16 protein-coding genes are annotated in these 18,347 nt (G+C 67.2%); 9 read left to right on the top strand and 7 right to left on the bottom strand.

Annotated elements, in window-relative coordinates:
* Positions 1-6: 6 nt before the first annotated feature.
* The 5 genes from ABV408_RS14370 to tal all read left to right on the top strand — a co-directional run bounded on the left by ABV408_RS14370 (position 7) and on the right by tal (position 5,761).
* The gene (locus ABV408_RS14370; RefSeq protein ID WP_353979589.1) at positions 7-756 is read left to right on the top strand and encodes a GolD/DthD family dehydrogenase; all 750 of its coding nucleotides are present in this window, start codon (positions 7-9) and stop codon (positions 754-756) included.
* Positions 757-803: 47 nt separating this feature from the next.
* Complete coding sequence (locus tag ABV408_RS14365; RefSeq protein ID WP_353979588.1) at positions 804-1,559, top strand: nucleoside triphosphate hydrolase; 756 nt, start codon at positions 804-806, stop codon at positions 1,557-1,559.
* A gap of 121 nt (positions 1,560-1,680) precedes the next feature.
* Entirely contained in the window at positions 1,681-3,156 is a 1,476-nt protein-coding gene (locus ABV408_RS14360; protein WP_353979587.1) for a mannitol dehydrogenase family protein, read from the top strand.
* A 45-nt stretch (positions 3,157-3,201) separates the two neighbouring features.
* A complete protein-coding gene (gene xylB / locus ABV408_RS14355; protein WP_353979586.1) occupies positions 3,202-4,692 on the top strand; it encodes a xylulokinase in 1,491 nt (496 codons plus the stop codon).
* Positions 4,693-4,804: 112 nt separating this feature from the next.
* Positions 4,805-5,761 carry a transaldolase gene (gene tal / locus ABV408_RS14350; protein ID WP_353979585.1) on the top strand — a complete coding sequence of 319 codons (957 nt, stop codon included), beginning with the start codon at positions 4,805-4,807 and terminating at the stop codon, positions 5,759-5,761.
* 70 nt (positions 5,762-5,831) lie between these two features.
* On the opposite strand, the gene ABV408_RS14345 is transcribed toward tal, so the two are convergent.
* From ABV408_RS14345 to ABV408_RS14320, 6 genes are all read right to left on the bottom strand, one after another.
* Positions 5,832-6,827 (bottom strand): LLM class flavin-dependent oxidoreductase, encoded by a 996-nt coding sequence (locus ABV408_RS14345; RefSeq protein ID WP_353979584.1) that lies wholly within the window; start codon positions 6,825-6,827, stop codon positions 5,832-5,834.
* 430 nt (positions 6,828-7,257) lie between these two features.
* Positions 7,258-7,995 carry a hypothetical protein gene (locus tag ABV408_RS14340; RefSeq protein WP_353979583.1) on the bottom strand — a complete coding sequence of 246 codons (738 nt, stop codon included), beginning with the start codon at positions 7,993-7,995 and terminating at the stop codon, positions 7,258-7,260.
* Between the two features lie 14 nt (positions 7,996-8,009).
* A complete protein-coding gene (locus ABV408_RS14335; protein ID WP_353979582.1) occupies positions 8,010-8,810 on the bottom strand; it encodes an SDR family oxidoreductase in 801 nt (266 codons plus the stop codon).
* The gene (locus ABV408_RS14330; RefSeq protein WP_353979581.1) at positions 8,797-9,492 is read right to left on the bottom strand and encodes an iron-containing redox enzyme family protein; all 696 of its coding nucleotides are present in this window, start codon (positions 9,490-9,492) and stop codon (positions 8,797-8,799) included. The genes ABV408_RS14335 and ABV408_RS14330 overlap by 14 nt, the downstream gene beginning before the upstream one ends.
* Before the next feature lie 149 nt (positions 9,493-9,641).
* Complete coding sequence (locus tag ABV408_RS14325; RefSeq protein WP_353979580.1) at positions 9,642-11,087, bottom strand: AMP-binding protein; 1,446 nt, start codon at positions 11,085-11,087, stop codon at positions 9,642-9,644.
* Entirely contained in the window at positions 11,080-11,751 is a 672-nt protein-coding gene (locus ABV408_RS14320) for a thermostable hemolysin (RefSeq protein WP_353979579.1), read from the bottom strand. Before ABV408_RS14320 ends, ABV408_RS14325 begins: the two co-directional genes overlap by 8 nt.
* A gap of 379 nt (positions 11,752-12,130) precedes the next feature.
* On the opposite strand from ABV408_RS14320, the gene ABV408_RS14315 reads away from it, so the two are divergent.
* The gene (locus tag ABV408_RS14315; protein WP_353979578.1) at positions 12,131-13,765 is read left to right on the top strand and encodes a BCCT family transporter; all 1,635 of its coding nucleotides are present in this window, start codon (positions 12,131-12,133) and stop codon (positions 13,763-13,765) included.
* A gap of 275 nt (positions 13,766-14,040) precedes the next feature.
* Complete coding sequence (locus tag ABV408_RS14310; RefSeq protein ID WP_353979577.1) at positions 14,041-14,208, top strand: hypothetical protein; 168 nt, start codon at positions 14,041-14,043, stop codon at positions 14,206-14,208.
* Positions 14,209-14,233: 25 nt separating this feature from the next.
* Here ABV408_RS14310 and ABV408_RS14305 read toward each other — a convergent pair whose 3' ends face one another.
* A complete protein-coding gene (locus tag ABV408_RS14305) occupies positions 14,234-14,902 on the bottom strand; it encodes a GntR family transcriptional regulator (RefSeq protein WP_353979576.1) in 669 nt (222 codons plus the stop codon).
* Between the two features lie 309 nt (positions 14,903-15,211).
* Here ABV408_RS14305 and ABV408_RS14300 point away from each other — a divergent pair, with 309 nt between their 5' ends.
* Together ABV408_RS14300 and ABV408_RS14295 are read left to right on the top strand one after the other, a co-directional pair.
* Positions 15,212-16,600, top strand: a complete 1,389-nt coding sequence (locus tag ABV408_RS14300; protein WP_353979575.1) for a malonyl-CoA decarboxylase — start codon at positions 15,212-15,214, stop codon at positions 16,598-16,600.
* Between the two features lie 126 nt (positions 16,601-16,726).
* Positions 16,727-18,280: a malonyl-CoA synthase gene (locus ABV408_RS14295; RefSeq protein WP_353979574.1), complete on the top strand. Its 1,554-nt coding sequence runs from the start codon at positions 16,727-16,729 to the stop codon at positions 18,278-18,280.
* Positions 18,281-18,347: the final 67 nt, after the last annotated feature.

Here is an 18,347-nt window from a genome sequence, read left to right as displayed (position 1 = left end):
GACGCCATGACCCAGGTGCAGTTCGACTTCAGCGCCAGCGTGGTGATGATCACCGGGGCGGCCAACGGCATCGGGCGCGAACTCGCCCAACGCTTCGCCGCCGCCGGCGCCAGCCTGGTGCTGGTCGACAAGCAGGCCGAGGTCGAGACCGTGGCGGCGGGGCTGGCAGGCGAGCCCCTGGCCGCCGTGCTCGACATCACCGACGAGGCGGGTGTCGAGGCGCTGGTCGAGCGCGCCGTGGCGCGGTTCGGGCGTATCGACGTGCTGGTCAACAACGCCGGTATCGGCCCACTGGCGGCGGCCGAAGCGATGGAGACCGCGCTGTGGGACGCCACCCAGGCGGTCAACCTGCGCGGGGTCTTCTTCGGCTGCCGCGCGGTGGGGCGGCAGATGCTGGCGGCGGGCTACGGGCGCATCGTCAATCTCGCCTCCCAGGCCGCCAGCGTGGGGCTCGAGGGGCATCTTGCCTACTGCACCAGCAAGTCAGGCGTGCTCGGTCTGACCCGCACGCTGGCGCTGGAGTGGGGGCCGCGCGGGATCACCGTCAATGCGGTGTCGCCGACCGTGGTCGACACCGAGCTGGGGCGCTACGGCTGGGCCGGCGAGAAGGGCGAACGCATGAAGGCGCTGATCCCCACCCGGCGCTTCGCCACGCCGGCCGAGATCGCCCACGGGGTGATGTTCCTGGCCTCGCGGGAAGCGGCGATGATCAACGGCGCCGATCTGCGCATCGACGGCGGCTACACCGCCTGCTGATACGTCATCTACGGGCCTGTACGTCATCTACGAAGAGGAGCAGACGCATGTCGATCACGCCTGATGCCACTGGCTCGGCGCTGCCCATGTCGCCATCGCTCGAGGTGATGGCCGAGCGCGTGCTGGCGGCTTCCCGTGCCGAGCGGCGCACCCTGGTCGCCATCGCCGGGCCGCCGGCGGCGGGCAAGTCGACCCTTGCGGAGGCGCTGTGCGCGCGCATCGATGCGCTGCGTCCGGGTTATGTCGCGCTGGTGCCGATGGATGGCTACCACTTCGACAACGCGGTGCTGATCCCCCAGGGCCGACTCGACCTCAAGGGCGCGCCGGAGACCTTCGATGTCGCCGGGTTGAGCCACGACCTGGCCAGGCTGCGGCGCGACGATGGCCCGGTGGCGGTACCGCTGTTCGACCGCCCGCTGGACCTGGCCCGGGCCGGTGCACGACTGATCCAGCCCAGCCACCGGCTGGTGCTGGTCGAAGGCAACTATCTGCTGCTCGACCGCGCGCCCTGGCGGGCGCTGCGCCCGTTCTTCGACCTCACGCTGTTCATCGAGGTGCCCGATGCGGTGCTCGTCGAGCGACTGCTGCGGCGTTGGCACGACCTCGGCCAGGACGCGGCGGGGGCGGCCACACGCACCCACGACAAGGACATGCTCAACGCCCAGCTGATCAAGGACCACTCGGTGGCACCGGACTGGCACTGGCGCTTTCTGGCCGGCACCTCGGAGGTACCCATGGCCTCGGATTCGCCGGGTATCGCTGATTCATCCACCGTATCGGATTCACCCGGCACTTCGGACTGACGCCGAGTCGCCGCTTCATCCCGACCCCGCGTCGCGCGGGGTACACGAATGTTCAAGCCCCAGCGCCGCCGGGCGCGTGGCAACACGGATACAGGCCATGGCCGGCTCAAGGAGACCCCCGATGACCGCACTCAACCAAGCCAATCTGACCCAGCTCGATGCCGCCGTCGCGACCCCGAGCTATGCGCGTGATCGGGTCACGCCGGGGATCGTCCATTTCGGCGTGGGTGGCTTTCACCGTGCCCACCAGGCGATGTATCTCGACACCCTGATGAATCGCGGCGAGGCGCTCGACTGGGGCATCGTCGGGATCGGCGTGATGCCGGGCGACAAGCGCATGCAGGCGGCGCTGGCGGCTCAGGACCACCTCTATACGCTGGTGGTCAAGCATCCCGACGGCGAGTACCAGCCGCGGGTGATCGGCTCGATCATCGACTATCTCTATGCCCCGGACGATATCGAGGCGGTGCTCGAGACCCTGGCCGACCCGCGCATCCGCATCGTGTCGCTGACGGTCACCGAGGGCGGCTACAACTTTCACCATGTCACCGGCGAGTTCGATCTCGACAACCCCGATGTGCAGCACGACCTGGCCTCGCCGCAGACGCCGCGGACCACCTTCGGGATCGTCATCGAGGCGTTGGCGCGGCGTCGGGCGCGCGACATCGCGCCGTTCACGCTGATGTCCTGCGACAACATCCAGGGCAACGGCGAAGTCGCGCACAAGATGTTCGTCGCCTATGCCCGCGCCCGCGACCCCGAACTCGGCGCCTGGGTCGAGGCCGAGGTGCGCTTCCCCAACTCGATGGTCGATCGCATCACGCCGGTCACCACGGCCGCCGACATCGACGAGATCGCCGAGCGCTTCGGCCTCGAGGATCGCTGGCCGGTGGTGTGCGAGCCCTTCACCCAGTGGGTGCTGGAGGATCACTTCAGCCTCGGCCGGCCGGCCTTCGAGACGGTCGAGGTACAGGTGGTCGAGGATGTCATGCCCTATGAACTGATGAAGCTGCGCCTGCTCAACGCCAGCCACCAGGCGCTGACCTACTTCGGCTATCTGGCGGGCTACCGCTACGCCCATGAGGTGTGTCAGGATCGAACCTTCGTCGATTTCCTGCTCGCCTACATGGATCGCGAGGCGACACCGACGCTCTCACCGGTGCCGGGGGTCGATCTCGACGCCTACAAGCACACCCTGATCGCGCGTTTCGCCAATCCGGAGATCAAGGACACCCTGGCGCGACTCTGCGCGGAAAGCTCGGATCGCATTCCCAAGTGGCTGGTACCGGTGATCCGTGAGCGGTTGGCCCAGGATGGCGATATCCGTCTCAGTGCGGCGGTGGTCGCCAGCTGGGCGCGCTATGCCGAAGGGGTCGACGAGCAGGGCGCGTCGATCGAGGTGGTCGACCGGCTCAAGGATTCGCTGATGGCGATCGCCCAGCGCAACCGCGACGAACCCACGGCGTTCATCGAGAACCGCCAGCTGTTCGGCGATCTGGCCGACGACCCGCGCTTTCGCGCGGCCTATCTCGACGCCCTGGAACGGCTGCACCGCGACGGCGCCCGTGCCTGCGTCGAGCACCTGATCGGCGCCTGATACGCGATACCCCGGACCCGCGACAACAGAGACAAGGAAACCAGCATGTACATCGGCGTGGATTGCGGCACTCAGAGCACCAAGGTGGTGCTGGTCGACGGTGCGGACGGGCGGATCGTCGGCGAGGCGTCGCGACCTCACGCGCTGGATCAGGGCGACAACGGGCGCCGTGAGCAGCGCGTCGAGAGCTGGACCGACGCCTTTCGTGGCGCCCTCGACGAAGCCCTGGCGCAGGCCGGGGTCGACGGCCGCGCCGTGCGCGCGATTGGTATCTCCGGCCAGCAGCACGGCATGGTGGCGCTGGATGCCGAGGGCGTGGCGGTGCATCCGGCCAAACTCTGGAACGATACCGAGACCGCGGCCTGGAACGCAGACCTGATCGAACGGCTCGGCGGCGAGGCGGGCTGTCTCGACAAGCTGGGCCTGGTGCTGCAGACCGGTTACACCGCCTCCAAGGTCGCCTGGCTGCGCGAGACCCACCCCGAGGCCTATGCGCGCATCGCCACGCTGCTGCTGCCGCACGACTATCTCAACTTCTGGCTCACCGGTGAGCGCGTGGCCGAGGCCGGGGATGCCTCCGGCACCGGCTACTTCGATACCCGAACCCGCCAGTGGCGCCACGACGTGTTTGCGGCCATCGCCCCGGAGCTCGACCCGGCGCAGGTGTTGCCGCGACTGATCGACTCGCGCGAAGCGGCCGGCACGGTGCGCCCCGAACTCGCCCGTGAGCTGGGCCTGGGCGAAGACGTGCTGGTCGCCAGCGGCGGCGGCGACAACATGATGGGCGCGATCGGCACCGGCAACATCGTGCCCGGCCGGGTGACCATCAGTCTCGGCACCTCGGGCACCATCGCCGTTCACTCGCCGGAGCCGGTGGTGCCCGACAGCGCCATGGTGGCCAACTTCTGCGCCAGCCACGCCGGCTGGTTGCCGCTGATCTGCACCATGAACGTGACCTCCGCCACCACCACCATACGGGAGCTGGTGGGGCTCGATATCGCCGGCTTCAATCGCGCGGTCGAGAGCGCCGAGCCGGGCGCCGGCGGTGTCACCCTGCTGCCGTTCTTCAGCGGCGAACGGGTACCGGCGCTGCCCCAGGCCCACGCCAGCCTGCACGGCCTCACCAGTCTCAATACGCGCCCCGCCAACCTGTGCCGGGCGGCGGTGGAGAGCGCCACCTTCGGCCTGCGTTACGGGCTCGAGCTGCTGGGGCCGCTGGCCGATCAAGCGACCCAGGTGCGCCTGGTCGGCGGTGGCGCCAAGAGCGCGGTGTGGCGCCAGATCGTCGCCGACGTGCTGGATGTCGAGGTGGTCTGTCCGGTGGTGACCGAAGCCGCCGCGTTCGGCGGTGCGATTCAGGCGCGCTGGTGCGACCGGCGCGACGCTGAAGTCGATCTCGCCGCGCTGTGCCAGGCCTGGGTGGCGCTGGACGAGAGCACGCTGACGCGGCCGCGCCCCGAGGTGGTGGCGCGCTATCACACCCTCTATCGCCACTATCGCGAGACCCTGGCGGCGCAGTACGCGATCGCCGACTGAGCCTGCCGGATCGAGGTGTGATCGCCCGGCGAGCCCGGCGGATCAGTGTTATCCTTTAGGGATTGGGATTGCGAAGGGGTGCAATCCACACATCAAGACGATGGAGCGATTCATGACACAGCAGCTCGACTCTCTCAAACAGCTTTCCATGGTCGTGGCCGACACTGGCGATCTCGACGCCATCCGGCGCTATCAGCCGCACGATGCCACGACCAATCCGTCTTTGATTCTCAAGGCCTTCGATCTCGACGGCTATCAGGACCTGATCGACGAGACCCTGGCTGCGGTGAAGTCCGAGGTCTCCGACCCCGATGCGCGCATCGAAGAGGCGGTCGACCGGCTGTCGGTGGCGATGGGTACCGAGATCACCAAGATCGTGCCGGGGCGCGTCTCCACCGAAGTCGCGGCCAAGCTCTCCTTCGATGAAGCGGCCAGCATCGACAAGGCCCATCACCTGATCTCGCTCTACGAGAAGCAGGGGGTCTCCAAGGATCGCGTGCTGATCAAGCTCGCTTCCACCTGGGAAGGCATTCGTGCCGCCGAGAAGCTCGAGAAGGAGGGCATCAACTGCAACCTGACGCTGCTCTTCTCCGATGCCCAGGCGCGCGCCTGCTTCGAGGCCGGGGTGTTCCTGATCTCGCCCTTCGTGGGGCGTGTCACCGACTGGTACAAGAAGGCCACCGGTACCGAATCCTACGCCCCGGACGAAGACCCGGGGGTCAAGTTCGTGCGCGGTGTATGCGACTACGCCAGCCGCTACGGCTACCAGACCGTGGTGATGGGGGCCAGTTTCCGTAACACTGACCAGATCCTGGCGCTGGCGGGCTGCAATCGCCTGACCATCTCGCCGGCCCTGCTGGAAGAGCTCTCCTCCACCGAAGGTGAGGTGACGCGCAAGGTCACCGATGAGAGCGATCGCGCCGAGCACCCGGGCCGGATCGGTGAAGCCCAGTTCCGCTGGGAGCACAACGAAGACGCCATGGCGACCGAAAAGCTCGCCGAAGGCATTCGTAACTTCGCCGCCGACCAGAAGAAGCTGGAAGGGCTGCTGGCCAAGCGCCTCGGCTGATACGCCTCTGGGCTTTCAAGACCCACGACACCCGGCCATGTGCCGGGTGTTTTGCTATCGGGCCGGGGCTTCAGGCGCTTTTCCATACCTCTGCCAGAATCTCGTAGGAGCGCACGCGGTCGGCGTGGTCGTAGCAGTCGGTGTTGACCATGATCTCGTCGGCACCGGTGGCGTCGAGCAGCTCGTCGAGCTGACGGCGCACGCTCTCTGGACCACCGACCACGGCGGCGCCGAGATTCTGCGAGACTGCGGCCTCTTCCTGGGGCCGCCAGTCGAGCCGCTCGACCGGCGGCCGTGTGCGTGTGCTCTTGCCGCGGATCAGGTTGAGGAACTTCTGCTGCTGGGTGGTGGCGAGGAAGCGCGCGCGCTCGTCGCTCTCCGCGGCGACCAGCGGAATGCCGATCATGGCGTGGGGGGCGTCGAGCACGCCGGGCTGGAAGCCCTCGCGATAGAGGTGCAGGGCTTCGCGCATGTAGCCGGGGGCGAACTGGCCGGCGAAGGCGAACGGCAGACCCAGCCGTGCGGCGAGCTGGGCGCTGTAGCCGCTGGAGCCGAGCAGCCAGATGGGCACGTGGGTGCCCTGGCCGGGAATCGCGCGCACGCGCTGACCCGGGGTGGCGTCGCCGAGATAGCGACGTAGCTCGTCGAGGCGGTCGGGGAAGTCGTTGACCCCAGCATAGGGGTCGCGGCGCATCGCCTGCATGGTCACACCGTCCGAGCCCGGGGCGCGGCCCAGGCCCAGGTCGATGCGGCCGGGGTAGAGCGTCTCCAGGGTGCCGAACTGCTCGGCCACCACCAGCGGCGGATGGTTGGGCAGCATGATGCCACCGCTACCCACGCGGATCGTCGACGTGGCGCCGGCGACATGGCCGATCAGCAGGCTGGTCGCGGCGCTGGCGATGCCATCGATGTTGTGGTGCTCGGCCAGCCAGTAGCGGTTGTAGCCCAGGCGCTCGGTCTGCTGGGCGAGATCGACGGTATGGCGGAAGGTCTCCGCCGGGGTACCGTCGAGGGTGATCGGTGCCAGGTCCAGCACCGAAAGTGGAATGTCGGCCAGTCGTGACATGGGACTCCTCGATCGAAAACGGCGGGCAATTCATCAGGGAAACGCTGAATAAATCGCCGAGCGAGATGAAGGGCAAGGCGCCCGGAACGCAGAAAGCGAGACATAACGTGGGGTTAGGCGAGCTTTCTAGTACCGCGTAACGCAGTCATTCGCTCGTGTAGGCATTTATGCAGTGTTTCCTTAGCGCCCTCATGATTACCATCATGAGGGCGCCCATCACGATTGCAAGCGCGGTCTCCGCGATCGGCTCACTCAGGCAGCACTGAGAGCGCCTTTCACAACCGTTAGACGACTTGGGCTTATCCGGCGGCAGGGCGTCGCGAGGGCGCTGTGGACCCCTCCCTGGGCGCTACCTTTGCCATCCCTGGCAAAGGATCCTCGCTTTGCCCTACTTCCGGCGCCCATCGTCAGAGGGTTTGGAAATGGGCTCTTAGCTCTTCAATTGACTCATCAGCTTCTGAATGTCCTGCCGGCGGCCGGCATCGGCGCTCTCGCGGCCGGGGCGGGGAGCGGCGGCCAATGCTTTCTGCAGCGCCTGGCGGGCCTGGGCATCGTCGCCCTGGTCGTGCAGGAAGTCGGCCCAGAAGTAGTTGCTGTCGATGCCGTCGGGGTTGACCGCCAGCCCTTTCTGCAGCAGCTCACGCGCCTTGTCGTCGTCGCCGAAGGCGATCGGCCAGCCGGGCACCTTGTGATAGAGCGTGCCCAGACTGGTATAGGCGGAGCCATTCAGCACCTTGGGGTCGATGGCCAGGGCCTTCTCGAACTGCTGACGCGCCTCCTTGACCTGGGAAAGCGCACTGAGGCCGCCGCCGGCGCCGGCTTCGGAGGCGCGGATGATACCGGCCCAGGTGTGCAGTTCGGCGCTCTGCGGGTGCGCGGCGACCAGGGCGGTGGCACGCTGATAGAGCTGATCGAAGGCGTCCTCGCGACGCGATTCCGGCAGTTGGTAGCTGATATTGGCCCAGCGGCTCTGCAGTTCGTGCAGGCCGGCGGCCACCGAGGTGGCGGCAGCGGCGGGTGCCGCCTGCGCTTCGGCCATGGGGGTGGCGAGCAGGGTGGCGCTGCCGCTGAGGCCGAGCAGCAGCGCCAGGGCCAGCGGGCGCCAGCGCCGGGAGCGCGAACGAATGCCGGCGTGATCGACGGTTGGGGAGAGCGAAGAGGGTGTCATGGTGACCTCACGAATCAGGAAGAGGGCGTCGAGACGCGACGCGCGTGGCGCTGGATGATCGGTAGCCGTTTCTTGAGCGCGCGGTCGACCAATCCGGGCAGTAGGCCGTTGAGACGGACCAGCAGGCACTCGGGCCAGCCCAGCTGGCGTTCGCGGGTACGTTTCTCGATGCTCGAGACGATTGCCGCGGCTACCGCCTCCGGGGCGTCGACGGCGTTGCCGAGCGCGGCGTTGAGCGAGTCCGCGGCGGCACTGTTCATCCCGGTGCGGGTCGCCCGCGGGGCGATGTGCAGCACCGCCACCGGGGTGTCGGCGAGCTCGCGGCGTAGTGCCTGGCTGAAGCCGCGCAGGGCGAACTTGGTGGCACAGTAGGTGGCGTAGCCCGGGTGGCCGATGGCGCCGAAGGCCGACCCGACGTTGACGACCCAGGCGCGGTCGTGGTGCAGCAGACGCGGCAGCAGCGCCTGGGTCAGCAGCAGAGTGGCGGTGACGTTGAGTTCGACCATGGCGCTGATGGCTGCCGGGGCCTGCTCCTCGAACAGGCCGAACTGGTTGCTGCCGGCGGCGTTGATCAGCATGTCGATGCGCGCCTCGTTGGCGGCTTCGACGACCCGGCGGCGATCTTCGGCCTGGGCGAGATCCGCGCCCAGTACGTGGATGCGCTCCGGCGCCAGCGCCGCCAGGCGGGTCAAGACCGTCTGGTTACGCCCGACGATCAGCAGCGTGGCGCCGGTGTCGGCGAGCTTGGCGATCAGGGCGCCGCCGATACCGCCGCTGGCACCGGTGACCAGGATGCGGCGATCAGACCAGCGCATCGGCGAGCACCTCGCTGGTGTGGGCGTCGCCCGCGGCCTGGCCGAGGGTCCGGAACATGGCGCCGTAGAGGCGGTAGACCATGTTGGCGGTATCGATCACCGCCTGCAGGTCCTGGACCGATTCGATGCGGTTGATCTGCTCTTCGAAGAACGCCAGGTGGCCGATGTCGAGGCTGCCGTGGGACTCCAGGTAGCGGAAGGCATCGGCGGGCAGGCCGGCGCCGTCGCGCATCTTCTCCGCCGCCTGGGTGGCGATGGCGGTGCTGGTGCCTTCGAGCACCTGAACCATACCGAAGAAGCCGATCGGATTGCCGTGTTCGATCACGTCGCGCACGTAGCTCACCATCAGTTCGGTGGCCGGCGACGGGCGCCCGGCGGCGACCGCCTCGGCGTCGCCGCCGAGGGCGCGAATGTCATCGAGAATCCACGCCTGGTGGCCGTACTCTTCCTCGATGTACTCGACCAGCGCGCCGCGCAGCCACTCCAGGCGCTCGGGCAGGCGCGCGCCGCAGGCCATCATCAGCGGTACCGTGAACTTGACGTGGTGGTAGGCCTGGGTGAGGAAAGCCTGATAAGTGGCGCGATCGATGTCACCGGCCAGGGCGCGGCGGATCACCGGGGTGTCCAGCAGCCACTGGCGCTGTTCGGCGGTTTGTTGCTGCAGGGTCTGATACGGGGTCATGACGGTCTCCGTGGCGGCCGTGTCGGCCACGCTGTGTGCAAGGGGTGTCCGAATCGAGGCGTCGTGCGTCGAGTCTTGGTGTGTTGAATCTTCTGGCGTCGAATGCGGGTGAGACATGGGCGGCTCTCCTGGCGCGTTTTGTGGGCGCGTCACGCGCTGACCGGGGTGTCCAGCCAGCGGCGGTAGCGCTCGGCCAGCGCCTCGCGGCGCAGCCTGCCGTTGGCCGTGGCCAGGCCGTTGTCCGGGGTGAAGGGGCCGCCACGCTGCCAGCACGCCACGCGGGCGTAGTCGGGCAGCCGTTGATTGGCGCGGGCCACGGCCTCTTCGAGCTGCTGGTCGTTGACCCACTCGCCGCGCGGTACCAGCAGTGCGCGATTGCTCGGCTGCGCCTCGCCGCTGACCCAGGCCTGGGCGATCGACGGTTCTGCGGTGAGCTCGGCCTCGACCCAGGCGGGGTCGACGTTGCGTCCGTAGGCGGTGATGAAGACCTGACGCCGGCGCCCCTTGAGCACCAGCGCCTCGCCCTCCCAGGCGCCGAGATCCCCGGTGGCCCAGCGGGCCGGGCGCGGCGCGTCGTCACCCAGGTAGCCGAGCATCAGGCTGCCCTCGACCATCACTTCGCCATCCTCGGCGAGGGTGATCCGGGCATGCGGCAGCGGGCGGCCGACGCTACCCGAGCGCACCTCGCCGGGGCGGTTGAGCGTCACTACCGAGGCGCACTCGGAGAGCCCGTAGCCTTCGAAGACCGGCCAACCGGCCTCGGCGGCACGCGCCAGCAGCGCCGGGGAGACCGTGGCCCCGCCCACCGCGAAGAAGCGTCCGAACTCGAGCGGTGTCTCGCCCTGCTGCATCAGCAACGCGCTGAGCAGCTGCGGCACCAGGATCAGGCTGTCCGGGGCCTCGGCGCGGATCACACGCCACGCCTGGGTGCTGTCGAAGCCGCTGGCGCCACGCCAGCCGAGTTCGCCCAGCCCCGGCAGGGCGACGCTGCCGCCCAGCCACAGCGGGGCATAGAGGCCACCGATGTTTTCCAGCAGCGTGGCCAGCGGCAGCATCGCTAGATGCCGCCTCACGCCCACACTGCGAGCCACCTCGGCCAGGCTGTCCGCCACCGTCAGTTGGGTATCGCTGTCGAGGCAGACCCCCTTGGGCGTGCCGCTGGTGCCGGAGGTGAAGGTGATCTTGTGCGTCCCCGCTGGCAGCCTCGGTGGCGCTGCCACCTCGCGTTGCCACAACAGCGGATCGTCGCTGGCGGCAAAGCCCAGCGCCGCGGCGACCGCGGCGGGGCCGATCAGGGTGTCGATCCCGGCCTGATCGACCACGTGGGCCAGCTGGGCCGGGGAGAAGAACATCGGCAGCGGTACGTTGACCGCCTCGCTCTGCATCAGCGCCAGGTCCCACAGCGCCCAGTCGAGGCCGTTGTCGAGCATCAGCGCCACGCGGCGCCCGCCCAGCGTGGCCAGCTGCCGGCAGCGCCGGGCGATCTCGCCGGGCAGCTCGGCGTAGGTCAGCGTCACACCGTTGGCGCTGAGGGCAATCTTCTCCGGCTGACTCGTGGCGAGCGCGTCGATATGGGCGAGGAAGCGTTCACGCATGGGGGTCGACCTTGTGATGGCAGCCCTGGGCTGTCACGGTTAGAGGGGCGGGGCCATCGGGATGGGCGACCTCGCGGCTGGGGTCGAGCCGCCGCCACGCCTTGATCAGGTCGCCGCCCATGACCCAGGGGCGGTGCAGGTAGTAGTTGCCCCAGCGCTCGCGCTCGTGGGCGTCGAGATGCGCGGGGTCGGCGTCACCCAGGCGGCGCACGTCGAGCCCCAGCCGGCGGAAGCCGTTGCGCACCGCGGCGGTGGCGGTGAAGGTGAGCCAGCCGCAGCCCTCGGCCACCAGCGAATCGATCAGGTGACGGATCAGCGGTACCGCCAGGCCCGGGCGCAGCGTCGCCAGATTGGCGATTTCGGCCAGCGCGTGGCGCGCGACCGGCGTGTCCAGCTCGCGCGCCAGCAAGCACTCGACCGGCTCGCTCAGGTAGCGTTCCAGGTACAGCGGGGCGTCGCCGGCCAGGCGCACGCCGACAGCGGCCTGCAACTGGTCGGCATCCCACAGGCCGTAGAGGCGCGGCGCGAACTGGTTCAGCTCGGCGCCGTGCTGACGCCGGTAGGTCGCGGCAATGAAGGCTTCGAGCTGGGCGCGCTCCGACGCCTGCCGGCATTCGCGCCAGTGCAGCGCGGCGGTGGGAACGGTCAGCGGTAAACCGGGCATGGGGTTTTCCCTCGTGGTCGGTCTCCTGTACTCATCCAAGAGCTGAAGGAGAGGGTGTCGAGGGTAGGGTGCCGTGGAGGGGCTTAACGAAGTCTTACGTACATTAAGCCTGGTACGAAAACTGTCTGCGCTCGGCAATATGGCGTTAAAAATCGGCTCAAGATGCTCATTTACACAGTGTAAACTCCGCTCTCTCGCCGATTTTTGCCTTATCTTGCCTTCGCTCGCCGACTTTTCGTGCACAGCTTACGTTTGATTCATGCCCGTCGAGCCGGGTGCGCCGACGCGGACCGAGAATCGTGTCGTCTATACTGTGGCCAGCTCTGCGTTACGACGCCGGCATGATTCAAGGAAGAGAGACAACGACCGGGGAGTCCTTATGGCCAGACTTGGCAAGCAAGGTGTATTCATCGTATCCGCGGTGCTGATCGCCGCGATCGTGGCCATCGGTGCCATTTTTCCCAACCGCTTCGGCGATCTCGCCAATACCGCGCTCGGCGCGACCACCCACTATTTCGGCTGGTTCTATCTGATCTCGGTGTTCGGCTTCGTAATCTTTCTGGTGGTGCTGGCCTTCAGCAAGTACGGCAAGATTCGGCTCGGGCCCCAGGACAGCAAGCCGACCTACGGCTTCTTCTCCTGGGTGAGCATGCTGCTGGCCGCCGGCTTCGGCGTGGGGCTGGTGTTCTACGGCATGGCTGAGCCCATGACCCACTATCTCAATCCGCCGTTCGGCGATGTCCAGGGGGCCACGCCCGAGGCGGCGCGCTACGCCATCCAGTACAGCTTCTTCAACTGGGGCATTCACCAGTGGGCGGCGTTCTCGGTGGTCGGGCTGATCATCGCCTACTACCAGTTCCGCAAGTGCCAGGCGGGCATGGTCTCCAACGTGCTCTCCTCGGTCACCGCCAAGCGCCCCAAGCTGCGTCGCCTTGGGCCGGTGCTCGACATCTTCGCGGTCGTCGCCACGGTGATGGGGGTGGCCACCTCGATCGGGCTGGCGGTGCTGCAGATCAACGGCGGCCTGCACTCGGTGTTCGGGGTCGAGGAGAACATGAGCTGGCAGTTCATCATCATGGGGGCGATGTTCGTCTGCTACATGGTCTCGGCCACCTCGGGGCTGGACAAGGGGATCAAGAATCTCTCCAACCTCAATCTGATCATCTGCTTCGCACTGATGTTCTACATCCTGCTCACCGGGCCCACGGTCAAGATTCTGGAGACGATCACCCTGGGCATCGGCGACTACCTGCAGAACTTCATCGGCATGAGCCTGCGCATGTCGCCCTACAATGGCAGTGACTGGGCCGCCGGCTGGACCATCTTCTACTGGGCCTGGGTGATCGCCTGGTCGCCGTTCGTGGGGACCTTCGTGGCGCGCATCTCGCGCGGGCGCACGATCAAGCAGTACGTGTTCGGCGTACTGATCGTGCCGCCGCTGCTGGCGTGTCTGTGGATCGGCGTGTTCGGCGGCGCGGCGATCCAGATGGAGCTGCACAGCGACGCCGGGTTGGCCCAGGCCACTGCGGACAACATCACCTCGGCGCTGTTTCGCATGTTCGACCTGATGCCGTTCTCCAACGTGCTGTCGGTGGTGGCGCTGTGCCTGATCTTCATCTTTCTGGTGACTTCGGCCGACTCGGCGACCTACATCGTGTCGCAGATGACTGATAACGGCTCGCTCAATCCGCCGCTGCTCAAGCGCGTGATCTGGGGCGTGCTGATCGCCGCGATCTGCCTGACCCTGCTATCCGCCGGCGGCGAGAGCGGCCTCAAGGGGTTGCAGTCGGCGGCGGTACTCTCGGCGCTGCCGTTCACCTTCATCCTCTACGGCATGATCTCGGTGATGATCAAGGAGCTCCGGGCCGACCGCAAGGCGATGCTCACGGCGCTCTACCGCCGCCACAGCGAGACCCCGGTGGGGGCGGATGCGTTCGAGGCCGAGGAGCTGGCCGACGAGGATCGCTACCGCCGCGCGCCGGACGTCAAGAATCGCCGCATCAATCCGCGCTGAACCGCGTCGCCCGCCATTGGAGGTGGGCGGAGTACGCTATCGGGCCCCGCTTCGGCGGGGCCCTTGCGTATACGGGGGCTGATAGCCGGCGAGCGTAGTCACGCTGGGAAGACAAGGTAGAGGAGAGAGAACATAGGAGAGATAGCGGGGTGGGGAGAGAGGTGGTGCGTGGCAAGATCGCGTGGCAGTGGAGAAAAATCCCGGCGCGGCCTAATGTAACGGGAGTCACGGCCGTTAACTTTTATCACCCACCTTCAACCGACAGCCCACTGCTCATGCCTAACCGATCTCACCGCCGTGCCCCGCAGGGCGCCACCCGGCGAGCCGCGCCGATGGCGCTGTCGCGCTTCGACCGCTGGCTCAATCGGCTGGTCAGCGTGAGCGTGTCGGTGGCACTGGTGGTCGGGGCCGTGGCTCTGCTGTTGACGCTGCTGGTGCGCTGACGGGCGCCGCCGTGTCGCGCGCGCGTCAGCGACGCATGGCCTGCAGCCGCTGCATCGATGCCACCAGATCGTTGAAACGCTCGCCCTGAATCTGCACGTGATCGCGGATCGCCTGCTCGGCGCCTGCGGCGTCGCCGGTTTCCAGCGCGGCGATGATCGCCTGATGCTCGGCGTAGCTGCTCTGCATGCGTTGGCGCACGTGCAGCTGCAGGCGCCGGTAGGGCTTGAGAATGGCGTGCAGCCGTGTCGCCTCCTGAGTCAGGAAGGCGTTGTGGCCGGCGGCGTAGATCAGATGGTGGAAAGCGCCATTCTCGTAGTAGTAGCCATCGACGTCGCCCGCTTCGAGACAAGCGTGGCACGCGCGATGTGCCTGGCGCAGGCCTTCCAGCTCCTCGGGGGTGGCACGCCGCGCCGCCAGCCGTGCGCACATTCCCTCCAGTTCCGCCATCACCTCGAAGCGCTCGACCAGTTCGGTCACCCCGAGCTGGGCCACGAAGGTGCCGCGCTTGGGCAGCACCTTGACCATGCCCGAGGCGGCCAGCTGTTGCAGCGCCTCGCGGATCGGCGTGCGCGAGCAGGCGTAGTCGCGCGCCAGCGCCTCGGGGTCGAGGCGATCACCGGGGGCGTAGTGGCCCTCGACGATCGCGTCCTCGAGTAGGTCGCGCAGCCGCTGGGCCTGGGGGACGCTGGCCATGCTCGACGTTCTCCTCTTTTCCGCTTGTGTGATCCTGCCAGAATTTACCGTCTTTTCAGCCTTCTAGGGCTTGCTTGGTAGCGCAACTGCCGCGCCATCTTAGACTTTTTCCCATGTTGACAGTGAAGTCGGGAGTCGTGACTGTTGTATATAACAGATCGGTTACTTGTATGTTAACACCTGCGTCCGTGCGATCTCGTCAGGCTTGTCCGGAAAGTCGGATCTGGGAAGTCGGGTCTGAAAAGCTGGATCTGGAAAGTCGGCGAACGCATCCACTCCACACCCGAGAGGGCCGGCATGAACGTCAACATGAATTTTCTGCAGGAACTCCTGTCGAGTATCGGCCGCCGTACCCGCGGTCAGGCCGCTCACGCCGACAAGCGCGACACCCCGAGCAGCCTCGCGCGGCTGACGTCGGTGTGCGAGACGCTGATGCTGCCCGGCGGTGAGGCGTCGCAGATCCTGATCGCCCAGGAGGCGTTGGAGCGTTATGCGTCGCTCGATGAGGCCGGGCGCCTGGCCTTCTTCCAGCTGCTCGCCGAGCACTACGCCGCTGAGCCCGAGCGCATCCACGCCGCCTATGCGGCCTACCAGGAGGCCGAGGACAACGCCAGCCTGGCGCAGTTGTTCGCGGTGTGCGAACCACGCCGCCAGCACCTGCTGCGCCGGCTCAATCTCTGCCCCGGCGGCACTTACGAGCTGGTGAAGATGCGCGCCGATCTGCTCGCTCTGCTCAAGGCTCACCCGGAGCTGGCGCCGCTGGATGCGGATTTCGCGCATCTGTTCGCTTCCTGGTTCAACCGCGGCTTCCTGATGCTGGAGAGCATCGACTGGAACACCTCGGCGGCGGTGCTCGAAAAGCTGATCCGCTACGAGGCGGTACACGCGATTCGCGACTGGGGCGATCTGCGCCGGCGGCTCGATCCCGACGACCGGCACTGCTACGCCTTCTTCCACCCGGCCACCGGCGACGAGCCGCTGATCTTCGTCGAGGTGGCGCTGTGCCGGGGTATTCCCGACAACATCCAGACCATCCTCGAGAGCGGCGACGAGGTGCCGCCGCAGGAGGCGGATACCGCCGCCTTCTACAGCATCAGCAACTGCCAGGCCGGGCTCAAGGGCATCTCATTCGGCAACTTCCTGATCAAGCAGGTGGTGCAGGAGCTCAAGCGCGAGCTGCCCAATCTGGAGAACTTCGTCACCCTGTCACCGGTGCCGGGCTTCGCCGCCTGGCTGCAGCAGACCCGCGACCAGGGTGAACTCAACCTCAGCGACGATCTCGTCGCCGAGCTCGACGCCGGGCACTGGCGCGAACCGGGCAAGGTGCGCGACAAGCTCGCCCCCGAAGTGCGTGCGCTGGCCGCCCACTACCTGATCGACGTCAAGCGTGGCGACAGCGGTATGCCGCTCGACCCGGTGGCACGCTTCCATCTCGGCAACGGTGCCAGCCTGCATCGCCTCAACTGGCCGGGTGACGTGTCGGAGAAGGGGCTCAAGCAGTCCCACGCGCTGATGGTCAACTACCTCTACGAGCTCGAACGGATCGAACAGAACCACGAAGCGTTCAGCCGCGAGGGTAGCGTGATATGCACCCAGGAGATCCGGCGCGACGCCAAGCAGGGGCGCAGCCGTCTGCTCGCCGCGCCCAAGGGCCCCGCCAAGGTCGATCCCAAGAGCCATCCCAAGGCCAAGGCTTGAGATCCGACTTGCGGACCCGGGGTGGCGGCGTCACCGGATGCGGCCCGACGAACGACAGGACATGGCTCGCAGGTGAACCGCCGCTGCGGGCAGCAGAAATAGTGGTATGAATCGCAGGAGAGTGGCATGAATCAAAACCTTTACCTTCAGTTCTTCGACAACTTCTCGCGCCAGCCGGAGAAGGTGCTGATCGACACCGCCGAGGGGGCGAGCTACCGCTACCGCGATGTGCTCGATACCTCGCGGCGCCTGGCGCGGGTACTGCGCGAGCGCGGCGTGACCCCCGGCGAGCGGGTGGTGGTGCAGGTCGACAAGAGCCCGCAGACGGTGATGCTCTACCTCGCCTGCCTGCAGGTCGGCGCCGTCTATCTGCCGCTCAATACCGCCTACACCGAGGCCGAGATCGAGTACTTCCTCGGCGATGCCGAACCGCGACTCTACGTGTGCCGCCCAGAGGACCGTGACAGCGCCGAGCGGCTCGCCGAGCGCTGCGGCGATATTTATCAGACATCGGCCGCGGTCGAGACCCTGGGGACGGCGGCCGACGGCTCGCTGATGGCCCTCGCCGAGGCGGCGGAAGCGGATACGGAGATCGCCGAGCTGGCGGGCGACGACCTGGCAGCGATTCTCTACACCTCGGGCACCACCGGGCGCTCCAAGGGCGCGATGCTGACCCACGCCAACCTCGCCGCCAACAGCCAGGCGCTGGCCGAGACCTGGCGTTTCAGCAGCGATGACCATCTGCTTCATGCGCTGCCGATCTTCCATACCCACGGGCTGTTCGTGGCGTGCAACATCATTCTCACTGTCGGCGCTTCGATGACCTTCCTGCCCAAGCTCGATCCGGAGCAGCTGATCACGCTGATGCCACGGGCGACCGTGCTGATGGGGGTGCCGACCTTCTATACCCGCCTGCTCGCCAGTCCGCGTCTCGACCGCGAGGCGGTGCGCAACATGCGCCTGTTCGTCTCCGGCTCGGCGCCGCTGCTGGCGGAGACCCACCACGACTTCTTCGAACGTACCGGCCACGCCATTCTCGAGCGCTATGGCATGACCGAGACCAACATGAACACCTCCAACCCCTACGACGGCGAGCGCCGTCCCGGCACGGTCGGCTTCGCGCTGCCCGGCAGCGAGGTGCGGATCACCGATCGCGACAGTGGCAAAGTGCTGGCGCCGGGGGAGACCGGGCTGGTGGAAGTGCGGGGTCCCAACGTGTTCAAGGGGTACTGGCGCATGCCGGAGAAGACCGCTGCCGAGTTCCGCGAGGATGGCTTCTTCATCACCGGCGACCTGGGGGTGATCGACAGCGACGGCTATCTGTCGATCGTCGGCCGCGACAAGGATCTGGTGATCTCCGGCGGCTACAACGTCTATCCCAAGGAGATCGAGCAGTGGATCGATGAGCTGCCGGAGGTGGTCGAGTCGGCGGTGATCGGCGTCAACCACCCGGATCTGGGCGAAGGCGTCACCGCCGCGGTGGTGCTCAAGCCGGGCGCGACACTCGACGAGTCGCAGGTGCTCGCCTCACTCAGCGACAAGGTGGCGCGCTACAAGCAGCCCAAGCGGGTGTTCTTCATCGACAGCCTGCCGCGCAACGTGATGGGCAAGGTGCAGAAGAACGCGCTGCGCGAGCGTTACGCCGACATCTACCAGACACCGGCCGCAGCGTCGCGCTGAGGTCAGCGCCAGTTCATGCCATAACAAGCGCCGGTGATCAGGGGCTCGCCGGCGCCACAACAACGCC

Source organism: Salinicola endophyticus (assembly GCF_040536835.1).
GTDB classification, from domain to species: domain Bacteria; phylum Pseudomonadota; class Gammaproteobacteria; order Pseudomonadales; family Halomonadaceae; genus Salinicola; species Salinicola endophyticus_A.
The sequence above is the reverse complement of the archived record's forward strand: the minus strand, read 5'-3'. Positions and strand labels throughout refer to the sequence as shown.

Bases quoted from the DNA above. Each gene is read 5' to 3' on its own strand.
- ABV408_RS14310 (WP_353979577.1), top strand. From the start codon at position 14,041: ATGCCTAACCGATCTCACCGCCGTGCCCCGCAGGGCGCCACCCGGCGA.
- ABV408_RS14325 (WP_353979580.1), bottom strand. From the start codon at position 11,087: ATGCGTGAACGCTTCCTCGCCCATATCGACGCGCTCGCCACGAGTCAG.
- ABV408_RS14365 (WP_353979588.1), top strand. From the start codon at position 804: ATGTCGATCACGCCTGATGCCACTGGCTCGGCGCTGCCCATGTCGCCA.
- ABV408_RS14315 (WP_353979578.1), top strand. From the start codon at position 12,131: ATGGCCAGACTTGGCAAGCAAGGTGTATTCATCGTATCCGCGGTGCTG.
- ABV408_RS14360 (WP_353979587.1), top strand. From the start codon at position 1,681: ATGACCGCACTCAACCAAGCCAATCTGACCCAGCTCGATGCCGCCGTC.
- ABV408_RS14370 (WP_353979589.1), top strand. From the start codon at position 7: ATGACCCAGGTGCAGTTCGACTTCAGCGCCAGCGTGGTGATGATCACC.
- ABV408_RS14345 (WP_353979584.1), bottom strand. From the start codon at position 6,827: ATGTCACGACTGGCCGACATTCCACTTTCGGTGCTGGACCTGGCACCG.
- ABV408_RS14305 (WP_353979576.1), bottom strand. From the start codon at position 14,902: ATGGCCAGCGTCCCCCAGGCCCAGCGGCTGCGCGACCTACTCGAGGAC.
- xylB (WP_353979586.1), top strand. From the start codon at position 3,202: ATGTACATCGGCGTGGATTGCGGCACTCAGAGCACCAAGGTGGTGCTG.
- ABV408_RS14330 (WP_353979581.1), bottom strand. From the start codon at position 9,492: ATGACCCCGTATCAGACCCTGCAGCAACAAACCGCCGAACAGCGCCAG.
- ABV408_RS14295 (WP_353979574.1), top strand. From the start codon at position 16,727: ATGAATCAAAACCTTTACCTTCAGTTCTTCGACAACTTCTCGCGCCAG.
- ABV408_RS14340 (WP_353979583.1), bottom strand. From the start codon at position 7,995: ATGACACCCTCTTCGCTCTCCCCAACCGTCGATCACGCCGGCATTCGT.
- ABV408_RS14335 (WP_353979582.1), bottom strand. From the start codon at position 8,810: ATGCGCTGGTCTGATCGCCGCATCCTGGTCACCGGTGCCAGCGGCGGT.
- tal (WP_353979585.1), top strand. From the start codon at position 4,805: ATGACACAGCAGCTCGACTCTCTCAAACAGCTTTCCATGGTCGTGGCC.
- ABV408_RS14300 (WP_353979575.1), top strand. From the start codon at position 15,212: ATGAATTTTCTGCAGGAACTCCTGTCGAGTATCGGCCGCCGTACCCGC.
- ABV408_RS14320 (WP_353979579.1), bottom strand. From the start codon at position 11,751: ATGCCCGGTTTACCGCTGACCGTTCCCACCGCCGCGCTGCACTGGCGC.